This is a genomic window from Frigoribacterium sp. CFBP9029, assembly GCF_034045305.1.
Classification (GTDB): Bacteria; Actinomycetota; Actinomycetes; order Actinomycetales; family Microbacteriaceae; genus Frigoribacterium.
The window spans coordinates 1-17,932 of the sequence record NZ_JAXCWB010000012.1 but is presented as its reverse complement, the minus strand read 5'-3'; the positions used below and the strand labels follow the sequence as shown (position 1 = coordinate 17,932).

The following is a 17,932-nucleotide window of genomic DNA, read 5'->3' as shown; positions in this document are numbered from 1 at the left end:
AGACGTGCGACGAACCTGCCCTCGTGACTTGACACGCCTATTCGTTTCGCCATAGAAATAATCCATGCGACGACGCGACGACGACTCGACCCCTGCCCTGCACCTCCGGCTCGGCGGCACGAGCGTCGTGCTCGACGTCCCCCGTGGCGCCTTGCCCGGCTTCGTCTACTGGGGCCCCGATCTCGGCGACATCTCGGAGGAGGCGCTGGTCGGCCTGGTCGCAGCGGCCCGCCCCCAGCGCGTCTCGGGTGGTCTCGACCACCCCGCGCGCCTGACGGTGCTGCCGCTCGAGCACGAGGGCTGGCAGGGCACTCCGGGCCTGATCGGCAGTCGCGCGGGTGCGGCGTTCGCTCCGGCCTTCACCGTCACCGAGACCGCCACCGACACCGACGCCGACGCCGCCTCCGTCGGCGCGGCGCCCACCGTCACCGCGCTCACCATCACCGCCGACGACGACGACGCGGGCCTCCGTCTGGGCGTCGATCTGCGGCTCGACGAGCACGGCCTGCTGCACCAGACCCTCCGCCTGACGAACACCGGCGACGACGTCTACGACCTGCACGAGCTCGCCGCGAGCTTCCCGCTGCCGCACAACGCCAGCGAAGTGCTCGACACCACGGGTCGGCACCTGCGCGAGCGCACCCCCCAGCGCCACGCGCTGACCGTCGGGCGCTACGACCGCGAGAGCCGCCGCGGTCGCCCCGGGGCCGACGCCACCCTCGTGCTCGCCGCCGGCACCCCCGGCTTCGGCTTCGAGCGCGGTCTCGTCCACGCCGTCCACCTCGCCTGGAGCGGCAACCACCGTGTCGGCGTCGAGAAGACGATCGCCGGCGCGGTCGTCACCCGGGTGTCCGAGCTGCTCGCCCCCGGCGAGGTCCGACTCGGCCCGGGCGAGAGCTACGAGACCCCCGAGGCGCTCGGCTCGTGGGGCGACGGGCTGACCGAGCTCTCGGGTCGGTACCACCGCCTCCTGCGCTCCCGTCCGCAGCATCCGTCGTCGACGCGGCCCGTCACCCTAAACACCTGGGAGGCCGTCTACTTCGACCACGACCTCGCCCGCCTGAGCGCCCTGGCCGACGCCGGGGCGCGGGTCGGCGCCGAGCGCTTCGTGCTCGACGACGGCTGGTTCCGCGGTCGCCGCGACGACACGTCGGCGCTCGGCGACTGGTACGTCGACGACGAGGTCTGGCCCGACGGCCTCGCCCCGATCATCGAGCACGTCACCGGACTCGGTCTGCAGTTCGGCCTGTGGGTCGAGCCCGAGATGGTCAGCCCCGACTCCGACCTGGCCCGTGCGCACCCCGAGTGGATCCTCGGGCCGGGCCCGCGCCTCCCGATGTCCGGGCGCCAGCAGCAGGTGCTCGACCTGTCGAACCCCGACGTGTCGGCCTACCTGCTCGAGCGCCTCGACTCGCTGCTGCGCGAGAACGACATCGCCTACCTGAAGTGGGATCACAACCGGGACCTGATGGAGGCGGGGGCCGGGTCGCCCGCGCACCCCGCGGTCCACGAGAACGTCGTCGCGCTGTACGCACTGCTCGACGAGCTGCGCCGCCGGCACCCTGCGGTCGAGATCGAGAGCTGCGCATCGGGTGGAGCGCGGGTCGACCTCGGGATCCTCGCCCGGACCGATCGGATCTGGGCGAGCGACTGCATCGACCCGATCGAGCGCCTGACGATCCAGAAGTACACGAACCTGCTGGTGCCCTACGAGCTGATGGGCGCCCATGTCAGCGGCCCCAGGTCGCACTCGACCGGACGCCGCCACGACCTGTCGCTGCGCGCGGGCGTCGCGCTGCCCGGGCACTTCGGCATCGAGTGGGACATCTCGAGCCTCGACCCCGAGGTCGAGGCGGAGCTGACGAGCTGGGTGGCGACCCACAAGCGCCACCGCGAGCTGCTGCACCACGGCACCGCCGTGCACGCCGACCTGCCCGACGCGTCGATGGACCTGCGCGGCGTCGTGTCGCCCGACCGGCGGCATGCGCTCTACACGTTCACGCAGGTGACGGCGAGCGCCAGCTACCCGCCCGGGCCGATGACCCTGCCCGGCCTCGACGACGAGCGGATGTACCGCGTCGCGCTGGCCGAGCCGACCGGAGCCCTCGGCGGGCCCGGGCAGTCGGCGCTGACGTGGGCCGTCGAGGGCGTGGTCGTGCCGGGGCGCGCCCTCCGCCTCGGCGGGGTGCAGGCGCCGGTGCTGTTCCCCGAGAGCCTCGTGCTGCTGGAGGTCACAGCCGTCTGACCCCGTGCGCACCCCTTCGTCGCCCTTTCGGAGGACATCACCTGAACCCCTGATCATGAGCCGGTTTCATCATCCCGCGACACGCCGCAGCAGCCGCACCCCGCGCTTGACACTTAGGTGAGCCTTACCTAACCTGGGCGGCGCCGTCAGAGAGCCTGGCGGCGTCCACGCACCACCGGGAGCCCCGTGTCCGATCTGCTGAACGCCTCCACCGCCGATGCCTACGCCGCCGAGACGACCGCCGTCGTCGACCGTCTCGCGCACCGCTTCCGCACGACCCGGCAGCCCTTCTCGGGCGAGAGCCGCGCCGAGCTGCAGAGCCGCGTCGACGCGGTCGACCTCGACGCCCCCGGCACCGGCACGGCCGACGCCCTCCGCGAGGTCGACGAGCTCTTCGCCGCGAACGCCGTCTGGTTCCACGACCCGGCCTACCAGTCGCATCTCAACTGCCCGGTCGCGATCCCCGCGGTCGCCGCCGAGGCGGTGCTCGCCGCGATCAATCCGTCGGTCGACACCTACGACCAGTCCGCCGTCGGCACCCTGATCGAGCGCCGACTCGTCGACTGGACCGCGGGCCGCATCGGCTTCGACCCGGCGACCCGAGACGGCGTCTTCACCTCGGGAGGCACGCAGTCGAACCTGCACGCGCTCCTCCTCGCCCGTGAGCGTGCCACCGCGACGGCCCGAGCCGAGGCCCGAGCCGAGGAGGCGCGGGTCCAGCAGCAGGAGGCCCCCGGCCGCCGCTCCGCCCCGCGCTCCCCGTCGCTGCACGATCTGCTGGCCCGCATGGTCGTGATCGCCACGGCCGAGAGCCACTTCAGCGTGCAGAAGTCGACGCGTCTGCTCGGTCTCGGCGACGACGCCGTGGTCACCGTCCCCACCGATGGAGCCGGGCGGATGCGCCCCGACGCCCTCGACGTCACGCTCGACGCGCTCGTGCAGGCCGGGCATCTGCCGATCGCCGTCGTCGCGACGGCCGGCACCACCGACCGCGGCTGCATCGACCCGCTCGCGGCCATCGCCGACGTCTGCGACCGCACCGGCGTCTGGCTGCACGTCGACGCCGCCTACGGCGGGGGCCTGCTGGTGTCGCCCAGCCGTCGGCGGCTGCTCGACGGCATCGAGCGCGCCCGGTCGGTGACGGTCGACTTCCACAAGACGTTCTTCCAGCCGGTGTCGTCCAGCGCGATCGTCGTGCGAGACGGCCGCGACCTCGACCCGGTCGCCTGGCACGCCGACTACCTCAACCCGCTCGCCGACCCCGAGCCGAACCAGGTCGCGAAGTCTCTGCAGACCACCCGCCGCTTCGACGCGCTGAAGCTCTGGGCGACCCTCCGCGCCCTCGGCGCCGACGAGGTCGGCGCGCTGGTCGACCGCGTCGTCGACCTCGCCGCGGAGGTGCACGGGGTCCTCCGCGACGACGACGAGTTCGATCTGCTCGCCGAGACCCAGCTCAGCACGGTGCTGTTCCGCTGGCAGCCGTCGCACGTCGACGACGGGACCGCCGACCGGCTCGTGCCGCTCGTCCGCCGGGTGCTGTTCGAGTCGGGTCGGGCCGTCGTCGCCAAGACGGTCGTCGACGGGCGCCCCTGCCTCAAGCTGACGCTGCTGGATCCCGAGTCGCGTCTCACCGACGTGACGGACGTGCTCGACCTGATCCGCGCCTCCTCGGCCGCCCTGCTCGAGAGCGACGACCTCGCCGCCACCGCGTCGACCACCGAGGGGTCGGCCCGATGACCGCCGCACGCACCGCCGACCGAGCACGGGCCGACGCCGCACGCATCCCCGACCACGTCCACGACCTCGTCGGCATCGGCATCGGCCCCTTCGGTCTCGGTCTCGCCGCGCTCACCGATCCGCTCGACGATCTCGACGCCGTCTTCGTCGACGCCGCCGACGGGTTCCGCTGGCATCCGGGGATGATGATCGAGGGCGCGACGATCCAGGTGCCGTTCCTCGCCGATCTCGTGACGATGGCCGATCCGACCTCGCGCTTCTCGTTCCTGGCGTTCCTCAAGGCGACCGGTCGTCTCTACGCGTTCTACATCCGCGAGAGCTTCTATCCGCTGCGCGCCGAGTACGACGCTTACTGCCGCTGGGTCGCCGATCAGCTCGACACCCTGCGCTGGGGACGGCGCGTCACCGCGGTCACCGAGCTCGACGACGGCACCCTGCTGGTCGAGGCCGAGCGCACCGCCACCGGAGAGCGCGAGGCGTGGCGCACCCGGCACGTCGTGCTCGGCATCGGCACCGAGCCGCGCCTCCCCGACGCCGTCCGCGGGCTGGAGGGCCCGGTCGTGCACAGCGCCGGCTACCTCCGCGAGCGCGAGCGGCTGCGCGACGCCGACTCGGTCACGATCGTCGGCAGCGGGCAGTCCGCCGCCGAGATCTACCGCGACCTGCTCGACACGACCCGAGGAGGCGCGGCGTCCGCGCCGCAGACCGGTCACCGCCTCGACTGGGTCACCCGCTCGCCCCGGTTCTTCCCGATGGAGTACACGAAGCTCACCCTCGAGCTGACCAGCCCCGAGTACACCGACCACTTCCACGCGCTGCCGCCCGACGAGCGCGATCGGCTGGGTCGCGAGCAGCGCAGCCTCTACAAGGGCATCAGCGGCGAGCTGGTCGACGACATCCACGAGACGCTCTACCGGCTCACCCTCGCGGGCCCGCTCGACACGACCCTGCTGACCGAGACCGAGCTCGTCGCCGCCGAGTGGCACGCCGACCGCGAGGTCTTCACCCTGACCCTGCGGCACGCCCAGCTCGGCACGACGACCCTGCGCGAGACCGCCGCGCTCGTGCTCGCGACGGGGTACGCGCCGCGCGTGCCGGGGTTTCTCGATCCGCTCGGCGACCGGGTGGCCCGCGACGGGCGGGGCCGCCTCGCCGTCGCCCGCGACTACTCGATCGACGCCACCGGCGCCGGCCGCCTCCTCGTCATGAACGCCGAGGAGCACACCCACGGCCTCACGGCCCCCGACCTGGGCTTCGCGGCCTGGCGCGCCTCGAGCATCATCGCGGCGATCACCGGTCGCGAGGTCTACGCCGTCGAACGCCGCACGGTCTTCCAGACCTTCGGCCTGCCCACCGGGGAGGTCGCCCGATGAGCGTCCTCACCGCCCCGCCCGTCGTCGCCGAGGAGGCGCGGGTCGCGCCGTTCTCGCACCGCGCCTCCTGCGGTCTGGTCACCCTCGAGCCGTTCGACCCCGAGCCGTTCGCCGTGCCGCTGCGTCGCTGGCTGTCGCACCCGGCGTCGGAGTCGTGGGGCATGGTCGGGGTCAGCACCGACGAGGTGCGCCGGTACGTCGCCGCGGTGACCGCCGACCCGCACCAGGACGCCTGGCTCGGCCGCGTCGACGGCGAGCCGATGTTCTTCGTCGAGACCTACGATCCGGCCCACGTGCTGCTGACCGAGGTGCACGACGCCGAGCCGGGCGACGTGGGGATGCACCTGCTCGTCGCGCCGGCGCCGCCGCCCGAGCAGCGGGTGCCGGGTCTCACGTCGGCGATCATGGCGACGGTGGTGCGCTTCGTGTTCGAGCGGCTCGACGCGCGGCGGATCGTGGTGGAGCCCGACGTCGAGAACATCCGCATCGCCGTGAAGAACGACGAGGTCGGGTTCCGCGCGGTCGGCGACGTCGATCTGCCCGACAAGCGCGCACGGCTGTCGGTGCTCACCCGCGACGACGCCGCGGCCGCCCACCTCGCACCCGGGCCGATGGGCTGGGCCCACCGGCACCTGGTCGCCAAGTCGCTGTCCGAGTTCTCGCACGAGCGACTCGTCGCCCCGCGCGACGAGGGCGGCGGGTGGTGGTCGCTGACCGTCGAGGGGGTGGGCGGCCCCGGCGACCCGACCCGCGCCTCCTCGGTGGGGGCGGCGTCGGCGCGCCCGGTCGTCGTCTACCGGTTCCGCGCCCGGGTGCACGAGCTCGAGCACTGGGTGGTCGACGAGCCGAGCGTCGCGCGCGAGATCGACGGAGCACCCGCCGAGCTCGACGCGCTCGAGCTGATCGCCGAGCTGCAGAGCGTGCTGGGGCTGCCCGACGAGCTGATGGCCGTCTACCTCGAGGAGCTCTCGTCGACGCTCGCGAGCGCGGCCGCGAAGCGCCTGCAGGGCGGCCCGACGGCGGAGCAGCTGACCACGGCCGACTTCCAGACCATCGAGGCGGCGATGACGGAGGGCCACCCGGCGTTCGTCGCCGCGAACGGCCGGATCGGCTTCGGGCTCGACGAGTTCCGCGCCTACGCCCCCGAGACCGCGGCCCCGATCCGCCTCGTCTGGCTGGCCGCCCGCCGGTCGGGCACGCATCTCGCGCTCGGCGACGGACTCGACGAGCAGACGCTGCTCGGCGCCGAGCTCGGCGAGCGGACCCTCGCGCGGTTCGCCGCGACCCTGGCCGCCAAGGGCCTCGACCCGGCCGACTACCACTACCTGCCGGTGCACCCGTGGCAGTGGCAGCACCGCGTCGCGATCACGTTCGCGCCCGACGTCGCCCGGCGCGACCTCGTGCTGCTCGGCGAAGGCGACGACGACTACCAGGCGCAGCAGTCGATCCGCACGCTCGCGAACCGGTCGCACCCCGAGCGGGCCTACGTGAAGACGGCGCTGGCGATCCAGAACATGGGGTTCCTCCGGGGGCTGTCGCCCGCCTACATGCGGCCGACGCCCGCGATCAACGACTGGGTGCACGGGCTCGTCGCCGACGATGCGACCCTGCAGGAGGCGCGGTTCCGGATCCTGAGGGAGCGCGCCTCCATCGGCTACACCGGCGACGCCTACCACCGCACCACGACCCCGTCGCCGCAGCGCAAGATGATCGCGGCGCTCTGGCGGGAGAGCCCGGTGCCGCTGACCGCCCCGGGCGAGAGGCTCATGACGATGGCGGGGCTGCTGCACCGCGATGCGGCCGGGGGGCTGCTGGCGTCGGCTCTCGTCCGGGCGTCGGGGATGCGCGCCGCGGACTGGGTGCGCTCGTACCTGCACGCCTACCTGCGACCGGTCGTGCACTGTCTCCGTGCCCACGAGCTGGCGTTCATGCCGCACGGCGAGAATCTCATCCTGGTGCTCGAGGGGCACGTGCCGACGGCGGTGTTCATGAAGGACATCGGCGAGGAGGTCGTGCTGCTGGCTCCCCGCGACGTGCCGCCCCTGGTCGAGCGCATCGTGCAGCCCGTCGACGACCGCGAGAAGGCGCTGGCCGTGTTCACCGACGTCTTCGACGGGGTGTTCCGCTACCTCGCGGCGGCCCTCGACGACGACGGGGTGCTGCCGGCCCGCGAGTTCTGGCGGCTCGTCGCGGAGTGCGTCGACCGGCACGCCGACGAGCACCCGGCGCTGGCCGACGCGCTCGACCTGCGCGTCGACCGGTTCGACCACTCGTGCCTCAACCGGCTGCAGCTGCGCGACGCCCGGCAGATGGTCGATCTGGCGGCGCAGTCGTCGTCGCTGATCTACGCGGGCACGCTGGCGAACCCGATCGCTCGGTGAGGCGGGGCGGGTGCGGAGGCGGGGCGCGGTGAGGTGGGGGCGGCACCCGGGTCGACGCATAGGGGTCGTGATGTTATAGCCTGACGGGATGCACGTCTCCGCCGCACACCCTCGTCGCGCCGACATCCAGGGGCTCCGGGCGGTGGCCGTCATCGCGGTGCTCCTGTACCACTTCGGGGTGCCCGGGCTCTCGGGCGGGTACGCGGGGGTCGACGTGTTCTTCGTCGTCTCGGGGTTCCTCATCACCGGCAATCTGCTGCGCGAGCACGCCCGGACGGGCCGGGTGTCGCTCGCGAGGTTCTGGTCGCGGCGGGTGGCCCGGCTCGCGCCGCCGGCTCTGCTGGTGGTCGCGGCCACGGTCGCCGCGTGCGTCGTCTGGATGCCGCCGCTGCTCTGGCGGTCGACCGCCCGCGAGGCGCTCCTGGCGACCGTCGGGGTCGCGAACATCGACTTCGCCCGCTCGGGCACCCGGTACCTGAGCGCGAGCGAGCCCTCGGTCTTCCAGCACTTCTGGTCGCTCGGCGTCGAAGAGCAGTTCTACCTGGTCTGGCCCCTGGCGCTCGTCGCCGTGCTCGCGGTGGCGGGGCGGCGCCTGCTCGCCGTCGTCCTGGGGGTGGCGACCGCCGCCTCCTTCGTGCTCTGCCTCTGGCTGGTCACGGTGTCGCAGCCCTGGGCCTTCTTCGCGCTGCCGTCGCGCGCGTGGGAGCTCGGGGCCGGGGCGCTGCTCGCCGTCGGCGCCGGACGGCTGGGCGGGGTGCCCCGGTTGGGCGAGGTGACCCGGCTGGGGGCTGCGGTCGTGGGATGGCTCGGGCTCGCCGCCATCGTGTCGGCCGTCGTGCTGCTCGACGAGTCGACGGTGTTCCCCGGGGCGGCGGCGCTGCTGCCGGTGCTGGGCACGGCCGCGGTGATCGCCGCGGGCTCGGTCGGGGCGGGCTCGGTCGCCGCCGCGGACTCGGACGCGGCGGACTCGGTCGCGGCGGACTCGGACGCGGCGGACTCGGTCGGGGCGGATCGTCTGCCGATGGTCTCGAGCGTGCTCTCGTGGCGGCCGCTGACCAGGGTCGGCGACATCTCCTATCCGCTCTATCTATGGCACTGGCCGCTGCTCGTCGTCCCGACTCTCGCGCTCGGACGCGACATCCGCCCGGGCGAGGTCCTCGCGGCCGCGGTCTGCTCCGTCGTCCTGGCGGCGCTCACCCACGTCACCCTCGAGAACCGTCTGACTCCCCGCCTGGCGACCCGCCGCCCACGGACCATCGCCGTCGCGGGCCTGACCACCGCCGCCCTGGTCGCCGGAGTCTCGGGTGCGGCTCTGGCGGACCCGATGCTGTCCACGGACGTCGTGCTGGCCTCCCCGACGGCCGACGACGTCCGGGCCGGGCCGGTCGCGGCGACGGTCGTGCCCGCCGATCTCTCCCCCGGGCTCGCGGACGTCGACGAGTCGATCCCGACGATCTACGCCGACGGCTGCCACGCCGACTACCAGGTCGTCGCGGCGCTCGGCTGCTCGTTCGGCGACCCCGACGGGCCGACGACGGCCCTGGTCGGCGACTCGCACGCCGCGCAGTGGTTCACGCCGCTGCGCGACCGGGTCGAGCGACGGGGCGAAGAGCTGATCGTGCACACGAAGCTGGCGTGCCCGGTGGTCGAGCTCGTGCTCGAGCATCCGCACGCCGCCCGCGACTACACCGAGTGCGCGAGCTGGCGGGACGACGTCGTGGCGACGCTCGTCGAAGAGCCCGTCGACACGGTCGTGGTCTCGCACGCCGTCAGCGGGTACCGGCTGGTCGCGCGGTCGCCCGACGACTTCGAACGCGAGTGGGCGACGGGGCTCGAACGGTTCGTCGACGCCCTCCCCGACTCGACGCGCGTCGTCGTGCTGGGCGACGTCCCGCGGTGGCCCGATCGCCCCCCGCTCTGCCTCTCGTCCCATCTCGACGACGTCGCCGCCTGTTCGGCACCGGTGGAGGCGCTCGTCGACGCGCCGGCGACGGCGGCGGACCGGGGTGCGGCCGAGCGGTCGCGGGTTCGCTACGTCCCGACGCTCGACTGGATGTGCACCGAGACGTGCTCGCCCGTGGTCTGGAACTCGCTCGCCTTCCGCGACACGAACCACCTCACCGACGGCTTCGCGCGAATGCTCGGGCCCCGACTCGACGAGGTGCTCGACGCCGCCCGCTGAGAGAGCGGATGCGCTCGCCCGTCCACTCTCGCCCACCACGGGATCGAGTGGTCAGAACATGCTCTATCTCTCGCGTCGAAGAGCATCTTCCGACCACTCGATCGCGCGACGGGGCGCGAGAGCGCTAGAGCCAGCGCTTCCAGCGGAACGCCCCGAACAGCCCGCCCGCGATGGCGACCATGAGACCCAACGCGAACGGGTACCCCCAGGCCCAGTGCAGCTCGGGCATGACGTCGAAGTTCATGCCGTAGATCGCGCCGACCAGCGTCGGGGCGAACAGGATGGCGGCCCAGGCCGAGATGCGCTTCGTGACCTCGTTCGAGTCCTGGGCGACGAGGGTGGCGTTCAGCGCCAGCGCGTTCTGCAGCACGGCGCGGAACGTGTCGGCACGGTCGACGACGCGGATGACGTGGTCCTGCACGTCGCGCAGTCGGCGCTCGAGCTCGGTGCCGACCCGGTACTTCTCGCCGCCGCGCAGCAGCCCGTCGAGCATCGCGATCAGCGGACGCGACGCCTTCTGGAAGTCGGCGACCTCGCCGAACAGCTCGTAGATGCGCCGCGAGACGCCCGGTTCGCCGGCGAACAGCTGCTGCTCGATCTCGTCGATGTCGTTCTCGAGGCCGTCGATGACGGGCTTGTAGGCGTCGACGACGGCGTCGAGCAGTGCCCACAGCATGGCCTGCGGCCCGGCGCCGAGCAGGTCGGGCTTCGATCGCAGGCGGGCGACCCCGCGACTGACGTGGCGGGCGTCGATGTGCGACACGTGGTTGATGCCGACGAAGAAGTTCTCGCCGACGAAGCCGTGGATCTCGCCGAACGCCACGGTCTCCTCGTCGTCGAGGTAGACCGCCGGGCGGACGACGACGAAGAGCGTCGCCCCGTACCGCTCGAGCTTGGCGCGCTGATGCCCAGACCCGGCGTCCTCGATGGCGAGCTCGTGCAGGTCGAACTGGCGGGCCAGCGAGTCGAGCTCGGCGGCGTCCGGCTCCGAGAGGACGACCCACGCCGTGCCGCCGGTGTCGGCGAGTGCGGCGTACGTGTCGTCGAGCGTCTCGGGCGAGACGTGCAGGCGGCCGTCGACGTAGACGTCGTTGATCTGAAGGGGCATGCGTCGAGTCTCGCAGGGTGGGGCGAGGCGGCGCGTCAGTGCCCGGCGGCGAACCGGGACTGCACGGTCGCGGCCGTCTGGGCCGAGTTGTTGTAGATCGTGGTGCCGTCGACCTGCCCTGCGAAGAACGCGCTGGTCGGGGCTCCGGTGTAGTTGCCGAGCGGGCCGTAGCCGACACGCCAGAAACCCGTCGCGCTCTGCGCCGTGCGCGACGTCGAGTCGCTGGCGACGGCGGTGCCGTCGACGTACACGACCGCACCCGTGCTGCTCGAGAGGGTGGCGACGACGTGGTGCCAGGCGCCGTCGTTGTACGCGGCGGCGGTCGTCAGCGTCTTGACCGTCGAGGTCGTGGGGCGGACGCCGAAGGCGATCCTGCCCGCGTTCGTCACGAACAGCGCGCGGTCGGCGCTGGTGGCCGTGCCGGTCTGGTTGGGCGTGAACGAGACGAGCGCACCGCCACGGGTCGAGGTCGTCTTGAACCAGGTCTCGACGGTGAACGACGCCTGACCGGTGAGGTTCACAGCCGTGGTGACCTGGCCGGTCGATCCGTCGAGCAGCAGCGAGGGGCTGTCGTTCCTCGCGCACGAGCCGGTCACGAACGAGGCACCCGAGGTCAGCGTGCCGACGCGGGCGAAGGTGCTGCCGTCGGTGGTGGTCGTGCCCGAGAGCTCGTTGTACGGGAACCCGTACGAGGTCTCGCTGCTGTACGACTCCTTGAGGCAGTCGTAGCTGCTGCCCGCGGTGTAGCTCGAGGTCGGGTTCGCGACGGGCGCCGAGTACGCGGCACCGGCGCCGCCGCCGATCACGAGGGTGAGGGCGAGACCCGAGGCCGCACCCACGACGGCGAGCGCACCGGCGGCACCGCGCAGTCGGCGGAGACGACGCTCGCGGCGGCGGACGGCCCGACGGGTCGCCGCAGAAGAGGACGCGGCAGGCACGGAGGCGCCGACCGGGTGCACGGCCACCGAGGAGGCGCTGGTGGCGGACGCGGAAGCCGGGAACCACCTGCGGGTGGCCGTGATCGACGGGACCCGCGCCTCCTTGGCGTCACGGTGCAGGTCGCGGTCGAGACGCGAGGCTCCGACGAGCAGGAGCAGCAGGCTGCCGACGACGATCAGGTGACCGTACTGCCCGCCGGCCGCCCAGACGAACGGCATGCCGAGGTACGGCACGCGGAGGAACCCCACGCCGACGACGGCGCTCCGAGCGATCGGGGTCGAGTCGGCCGCCGGGTTGGCATCGCCCTTCGTGACGATCTCGGCACCCGTGCCGTTCTCGAGGTAGCGGTGCAGACGCAGGTGGTCGGCCTTGTCGGGGTCGTCGAACAGCAGCACCTGGCCGCGGTGGATGTCGGTCTCGGCGACCGGCTTGGCCACGACGATGTCGCCGGGGCTGATGCGGGGCTCCATGCTGCCGGTCATCACGGTGGTGGGGGTCCAGCCGATGATGGCGGGGCCGGCGGCCCAGAGCAGCAGGCCGATCAGCGTGCCGAGCACGGTGCGCGCCAGCGTCGCGAGCAGGAGTCGGACCCAGTGCGGCCACGAGCCGGAGGCGCCCCGGGGGACCGTCATCGACGCGGCCGCCGCGGCCCGGGAGGGGCGCAGCTTCAGGTCGATCGAGGTCACGGGGCGCCTCTCTCGGCGGGACTGTCGGGTGGGAGTGGTGGTGCGGTGGTGCGGTGGTGCGGGTGGAGCGGATGGTGCAGGAGGTGCGGTGCGGGTGGAACGGTGCGGGTAGCGGTGGTGCCGGAGCGGGTCGTGCCTGGTGCGGGTGGTGCGTGTGGTGCGTGTGGTGCGTGTGGTGCTGCGGCGCGGCGGTTCGGGCCGCCGCGCTCGGGGTGGTGCTGCGGCGCGGCGGTTCGGGCCGCCGCGCTCGGGGTGGTCTCGGCGGTTCGGGCCGCCGTGACCGGAGTGGCCTCGGCGGTTCGGGCCGCCGTGGCCGGGGTCGATCCGACCGGTTCGGGGTGTCGGATCGTGTGCCCCGCCGTCGACCTACCCGGGGGGGGGGGGGGAGGTCGGTCGGCGGCGGGAGCCTGACGAGCTCGCGAGAGCTCGGAGATCAGCTGTTCTGGGCTTCCCAGGTCAGGCCGAGGGCCGCGGTGCCGCCCTGGGTGCTGTTGGGGGCCGACGGGCTGACCGTGTAGGTCACCTGGTAGACGCGGGTCTCGGCGGCGGTGCCGGTGGGGGCCCAGTTGCCGACTCCGTTGGAGAAGTTGGTCGACGAGGTGCCGAACGCGGCGAGCGTGCCCGAGTAGAGCGACGAACCGGCGGCCGAGGGTGTGAAGCCGGCGCAGGTGCCGAAGCCGCCGCCCGTGCCCTGGACGACGCTCAGCGTGATGTTCGAGGCGAGGTTGTTGGTGGTGCTGGCGTTCGTGCCGTAGAGCTTGACGGTCGAGGCGAGCGATCCGGACGACGTGACGGCGATGCAGTTGCTGCCCGTCGAGCCCGGCTTCAGGTTCGAGGCGGTGAACAGCGCGGTGTTGCTGTCGTCGTCGGTGAGGGCGACGCTGCCCGCGGTCCAGTTGCTGGTGGGGTTGACGGTGGTCGACGAGAAGGCCGAGTACGAGGCCTGCGAGACGACGACGCCGCTGGCGACGAGGGCGGCGGGGATGGCGATCCAGGCGGCGAGGCGGGTCATGCGGGGGGTGGGACGGGACATCGTGTGCTCCAAGTGGTCAGCGGGAAGTGTCGGTGTGAGTCGGGGTGGGATGTGCTCGGAATCCGAGTAATACGAGATTCGAGTAGTTCGTTACCCGAGTTGTTCGCCTCCCAAGTGGTACGACAATCAAGATACTTGCGCATCGAAGCGTGTGCAAGTCGCGTGCCGACCCCAGAGCGGGGGGTATCTTGATGAATGAGATACTTGACCTCCGTACCAACGACCCGACGAGCGGCGCACGACCATGACCGATGTCTCTCCCCAGCCCGAGCGCGGCTCGACGCCGCCGCGCGACGACGACGGCCGGGTCGACGTGACCGCAGCCGTCCGCGCCTTCAGTCGACTCGAGCAGAGCAACACCGCGGTGATCAAGCTCGTGGCGGCCCAGCTCGGTCTCGGCGTCACCGACATCCGCGCCCTCGTGTTCCTCGCGAGCACCGACGAGGTCACGCCCAAGATGGTCACCGAGTACGTCGATCTCTCGACAGGCGCGACCACGAGCCTCATCGACCGGCTCGACACGGGCGGTTACGTGCGACGTGTCGCGCACCCCACCGACCGGCGCAGCACCGTCCTCGAGCTGGCGCCGCGGGGCGAGAAGGCCATCGCCGACGTCGCGCAGGTCTACCGGCTCGCCTTCCGCGAGGCGATCGACCCCCACTTCCTCGAGTTCTACGCGACCGTGACGAACGCCCTCGCCGACTCGCTGCGCAACCGCGCGAGCACCGGGCTCGACGAACTGCACTGACCGCGGTCCGCCCTCGGCTCGTAGCCTGGGGCGATGACTCCGTCCGACGTCCTCATCGAAGCCTTCGACCGCCTCCCCGCAATCGCCCGTGAGGCGGTGACCGGGCTCACCGTCGACGACCTGGCGTGGCGCCCCGACGCGGAGGCGAACTCGATCGCCTGGCTCGTCTGGCACACCGCCCGCGGGCAGGACGTCCAGATCGCCGACCTCGCCGCGGGCGAGCAGGTCTGGGCGGTCGACGGCTGGGTCGACGCCTTCGCGCTGCCCTTCGCGCCCGGCGAGATGGGCTACGGGCAGAGCGCCGCCGAGGCGGGCGAGGTCCGTGTCGAGGCCGAGCTGCTGGTGGGCTACCTCGAGGCGGTGACGCTGCGGACCCGCGGCTACCTCGAGGGCCTCGACTCCGCGTCGTACACCGACGTGGTCGACGACCAGTGGGATCCCCCCGTCACCGCCGGAGCCCGCCTCGTCAGCATCCTCGGCGACTGCAGCCAGCACATCGGGCAGGCCTCGTACGTGCGCGGCCTCCTCGACCGCCGCTGACCCGGCGCCGCTGACCCGGCCCCCGAGTGCGGCGGGTTCCCGTCATCCGGGGCGGGTCAGCGCTGACCCGCCGCCGATGACGCGGACCCGCCGCAGGGGGCGCCGTGACGCAGAAGAGCCGAGGAGGCGCGGGTACCTGCCCCGCGCCTCCTCGGCTCCGTGTGCTCCTCTTACGCCTGCGCGGCGGCGAGCTGGTCGATCAGACGGTCGCCGGGGCGCGTCTCGATCATCTCGGCCTCGATCTCGGCACGATCGAGCAGCTCCTCCATGCGGCGGCGACGCGGACGCGTGATGAGCGTCACGACGGTGCCCTGCTTGCCGGCGCGACCCGTGCGACCCGAGCGGTGCATGTAGGTCTTGTACTCGTCGGGCATGTCCGCCTGGACGACGAGGCTGATGTCGTCGACGTGGATGCCGCGGGCGGCGACGTCCGTCGCGACGAGCACGTTGACCCGGCCGCTCGTGAGCATCTGCAGGTTGCGCGTGCGGCGGGCCTGGTTCAGGTCGCCGTGCAGGCTCGTCGAGCGGATGCCCGCGTCTTCGAGCTGGTCGGCGAGCTGCTCGGCGAAGGCGCGCGTTCGGGCGAAGACCAGGGTCTTGCCCTCGCCCGAGGCGAGCTGCTCGATGACGGCCGTCTTGTCGCGCTGCTCGATGACGAGCACGCGGTGGTCGATGGTGGCGCTGGCCTGGTCCTCGCCGGCGACCTCGTGCACGGCGGGGTTCACCAGGAACTCGTCGACGAGCTTCGCGACGCCCTTGTCGAGCGTGGCGCTGAAGAGCAGCTTCTGAGCTCGGGTGCCGTCGCGCTTGACCGTGGCGGTCTCGCGGATGATGCGCTGCACCGGCTCGAGGAACCCGAGGTCGCACATGTGGTCGGCCTCGTCGAGCACCGTGATGACGACCTCGCTGAGGTCGAGTCGGCCCTGGTCGATGAGGTCCTCGATGCGGCCGGGCGTGCCGATGATGATGTCGACGCCGCGGTTGATCGCACCGACCTGGCGGGCCTGGGGCACACCGCCGTAGACCTGCGTGGTGAAGAGGCCGACCGAGCGGGCGATGGGCTGCACGGTGCGGTCGATCTGCATCGCGAGCTCGCGCGTCGGGGCCAGGATGAGCGCGCGGGGCTTGCGGCCCGGCTTGCGACCCTTGGCGCCGTTGTTCTCCATCAGCTTCTCGACGAGCGGGGCGCCGAAGGCGATGGTCTTGCCCGAGCCGGTGCGACCGCGGCCGAGGACGTCGCGGCCCTTCAGCACGTCGGGGATCGTCGCCGCCTGGATGGCGAACGGCGCCGCGGCGCCCATCGACGCGAGCTGGCGCTCGATGTTGTCGCCGAGACCGAGGTCGCCGAAGCTCACGCCCTCGACGTCGGCCGCCGTGACGACCTCGGCCTGCAGCTTCTCGAGCTTGACGTCGTCTTCGGGCGAGTAGTGCGGGCCCGCTGCGGAGTTCCGCTTGGGGTAGAAGTCGCTGGGACGCTCGGACCGCGAGTCGCGGTCGGCGCGGTCGAACGAGCGCGGGGCGCGATCGGTGCGCGTGGGGCGGTCGCCGCGGTCGTTGCGCGTGGGGCGGCCGCCGCGGTCGTACGAACGAGGAGCGCGATCGTCGCGAGCCGGGCGGTCGCCGCGGTCGTACGAGCGGGGGGCGCGATCGTCACGCGCAGGGCGGTCGCCGCGGTCGTACGAACGAGGAGCGCGATCGTCGCGGTCGTACGAACGGGGGGCGCGATCGTCACGCGCCGGGCGGTCGCTGCGCGTCGGACGGTCGTAGGAACGAGGCGCACGATCGTCGCGAGCCGGGCGGTCGCCGCGGTCGCACGAACGCGGGGCGCGATCGTCACGGGCCGGGCGGTCGTCGCGGTCGTACGAGCGCGGGGCGCGGTCGTAGCCGCGCGAGGGGCGGTTGTCACGCCCGGCGCGGGCGGCCTCCTTGCCCCCGTCGCGGCCCCAGCCGCGGGCGGCGTCGCGTCCGCCGTCACGGCCGCGCTCGCCGTTGCGGGCGTCGTGGTCGCGGGGGGCGAAGCGGCTGTTGCCGGTCTTCTCGCGGGGCTCCCAGTTGGGGCGGCCGGCGCCGGCGCCGCGGGGGGCGTCGCCGCGTCGCTCGGCGCGGGAGTCGGCGTTCCAGCGCTGCTTGCGCTCGGGGGCGCCGGCCTCGTCGGCGCGGTGGCCGCGGTGCTTGGGGCTCTTCGAGCCGGTGCCGCGCGAATCGTTGCTCTTGGCGCGCGAGGGGGTCTTGTCGTAAGGGGGCATGGGTTTCTTTCCGGGCTTGCGGATGACGCGAAGAAATACCCGGGCAGCCGTTGACCAGGACCGTTCACCATCGTGAATTCATCCCGTCGAGATCCGACGGGAATCCGGCCCACAAGACTTACAAACCCTCATGCGCACCCCCGTCGTGACGAGCGGGTGGTGCAGTCGCGCCACAGGCGCGGTGTCTTGAGCCGACCGGACCACGATACCCGACCCGCGCCTCCGGCAAAAGCCCCCTGTACGCGCGGCCGCGCGCCCCGTTTCGAGAAGACGGGCCCCATGGGTCAAGACACCGTGCGCCCGCAGCGCGTCTCCCCCGCACCAGGGCGGTGGCGGCGCTTCGCGGCCCACTCCGGGCGACTCCGTCGCCACCGGGCGCCCCCACACGCCCACCCCCGCCGAACACGCCCGCAAACACCGAACCGCCCACCCTGACCCCACACACAACGCGCCCCACCCGCCGAGCGCATCTCCTCCACACCACAGCTCCGGGCGACTCCGTCGCCCCCGGGCGCCCCCACACGCCCACCCCCGCCGAACACGCCCGCAAACACCGAACCGCCCACCCCGACCCCACACACAACGCGCCCCACCCGCCGAGCGCATCTCCCCCGCACCAGGGCTGTGGCGGCGCTTCGCGGCCCACTCCGGGCGACTCCGTCGCCACCGGGCGCCCCCACACGCCCACCCCCGCCGAACACGCCCGCAAACACC

11 protein-coding genes are annotated in these 17,932 nt (G+C 72.8%); 7 read left to right on the top strand and 4 right to left on the bottom strand.

The window, feature by feature from the left end; genetic code table 11:
* The first annotated feature begins 64 nt into the window (after positions 1-64).
* The 5 genes from SOM11_RS13425 to SOM11_RS13405 all read left to right on the top strand — a co-directional run bounded on the left by SOM11_RS13425 (position 65) and on the right by SOM11_RS13405 (position 9,918).
* Positions 65-2,245: an alpha-galactosidase gene (locus SOM11_RS13425; protein ID WP_192060825.1), complete on the top strand. Its 2,181-nt coding sequence runs from the start codon at positions 65-67 to the stop codon at positions 2,243-2,245.
* A 186-nt stretch (positions 2,246-2,431) separates the two neighbouring features.
* Positions 2,432-3,982: a pyridoxal phosphate-dependent decarboxylase family protein gene (locus SOM11_RS13420; RefSeq protein ID WP_320478340.1), complete on the top strand. Its 1,551-nt coding sequence runs from the start codon at positions 2,432-2,434 to the stop codon at positions 3,980-3,982.
* A complete protein-coding gene (locus tag SOM11_RS13415; protein WP_320478339.1) occupies positions 3,979-5,355 on the top strand; it encodes a lysine N(6)-hydroxylase/L-ornithine N(5)-oxygenase family protein in 1,377 nt (458 codons plus the stop codon). The genes SOM11_RS13420 and SOM11_RS13415 overlap by 4 nt, the downstream gene beginning before the upstream one ends.
* Positions 5,352-7,736: a GNAT family N-acetyltransferase gene (locus tag SOM11_RS13410; RefSeq protein WP_320478338.1), complete on the top strand. Its 2,385-nt coding sequence runs from the start codon at positions 5,352-5,354 to the stop codon at positions 7,734-7,736. The genes SOM11_RS13415 and SOM11_RS13410 overlap by 4 nt, the downstream gene beginning before the upstream one ends.
* An 88-nt stretch (positions 7,737-7,824) precedes the next feature.
* Positions 7,825-9,918 carry an acyltransferase family protein gene (locus SOM11_RS13405; protein ID WP_320478337.1) on the top strand — a complete coding sequence of 698 codons (2,094 nt, stop codon included), beginning with the start codon at positions 7,825-7,827 and terminating at the stop codon, positions 9,916-9,918.
* 124 nt (positions 9,919-10,042) lie between these two features.
* On the opposite strand, the gene SOM11_RS13400 is transcribed toward SOM11_RS13405, so the two are convergent.
* From SOM11_RS13400 to SOM11_RS13390, 3 genes are all read right to left on the bottom strand, one after another.
* Positions 10,043-11,026 (bottom strand): magnesium and cobalt transport protein CorA, encoded by a 984-nt coding sequence (locus SOM11_RS13400; protein ID WP_192060830.1) that lies wholly within the window; start codon positions 11,024-11,026, stop codon positions 10,043-10,045.
* A gap of 35 nt (positions 11,027-11,061) precedes the next feature.
* Positions 11,062-12,651 carry a signal peptidase I gene (locus SOM11_RS13395; protein ID WP_320478336.1) on the bottom strand — a complete coding sequence of 530 codons (1,590 nt, stop codon included), beginning with the start codon at positions 12,649-12,651 and terminating at the stop codon, positions 11,062-11,064.
* Between the two features lie 433 nt (positions 12,652-13,084).
* A complete protein-coding gene (locus SOM11_RS13390; protein WP_192060832.1) occupies positions 13,085-13,684 on the bottom strand; it encodes a hypothetical protein in 600 nt (199 codons plus the stop codon).
* 244 nt (positions 13,685-13,928) lie between these two features.
* On the opposite strand from SOM11_RS13390, the gene SOM11_RS13385 reads away from it, so the two are divergent.
* Both SOM11_RS13385 and SOM11_RS13380 read left to right on the top strand, forming a co-directional pair.
* Complete coding sequence (locus SOM11_RS13385; protein WP_192060833.1) at positions 13,929-14,432, top strand: MarR family winged helix-turn-helix transcriptional regulator; 504 nt, start codon at positions 13,929-13,931, stop codon at positions 14,430-14,432.
* 33 nt (positions 14,433-14,465) lie between these two features.
* Entirely contained in the window at positions 14,466-14,972 is a 507-nt protein-coding gene (locus SOM11_RS13380; RefSeq protein WP_320478335.1) for a mycothiol transferase, read from the top strand.
* Positions 14,973-15,142: 170 nt separating this feature from the next.
* Here SOM11_RS13380 and SOM11_RS13375 read toward each other — a convergent pair whose 3' ends face one another.
* A complete protein-coding gene (locus SOM11_RS13375) occupies positions 15,143-17,218 on the bottom strand; it encodes a DEAD/DEAH box helicase (protein WP_320478334.1) in 2,076 nt (691 codons plus the stop codon).
* Positions 17,219-17,932: the final 714 nt, after the last annotated feature.

Bases quoted from the DNA above. Each gene is read 5' to 3' on its own strand.
- SOM11_RS13425 (WP_192060825.1), top strand. From the start codon at position 65: ATGCGACGACGCGACGACGACTCGACCCCTGCCCTGCACCTCCGGCTC.
- SOM11_RS13415 (WP_320478339.1), top strand. From the start codon at position 3,979: ATGACCGCCGCACGCACCGCCGACCGAGCACGGGCCGACGCCGCACGC.
- SOM11_RS13410 (WP_320478338.1), top strand. From the start codon at position 5,352: ATGAGCGTCCTCACCGCCCCGCCCGTCGTCGCCGAGGAGGCGCGGGTC.
- SOM11_RS13405 (WP_320478337.1), top strand. From the start codon at position 7,825: ATGCACGTCTCCGCCGCACACCCTCGTCGCGCCGACATCCAGGGGCTC.
- SOM11_RS13400 (WP_192060830.1), bottom strand. From the start codon at position 11,026: ATGCCCCTTCAGATCAACGACGTCTACGTCGACGGCCGCCTGCACGTC.
- SOM11_RS13390 (WP_192060832.1), bottom strand. From the start codon at position 13,684: ATGTCCCGTCCCACCCCCCGCATGACCCGCCTCGCCGCCTGGATCGCC.
- SOM11_RS13385 (WP_192060833.1), top strand. From the start codon at position 13,929: ATGACCGATGTCTCTCCCCAGCCCGAGCGCGGCTCGACGCCGCCGCGC.
- SOM11_RS13380 (WP_320478335.1), top strand. From the start codon at position 14,466: ATGACTCCGTCCGACGTCCTCATCGAAGCCTTCGACCGCCTCCCCGCA.
- SOM11_RS13375 (WP_320478334.1), bottom strand. From the start codon at position 17,218: ATGCCCCCTTACGACAAGACCCCCTCGCGCGCCAAGAGCAACGATTCG.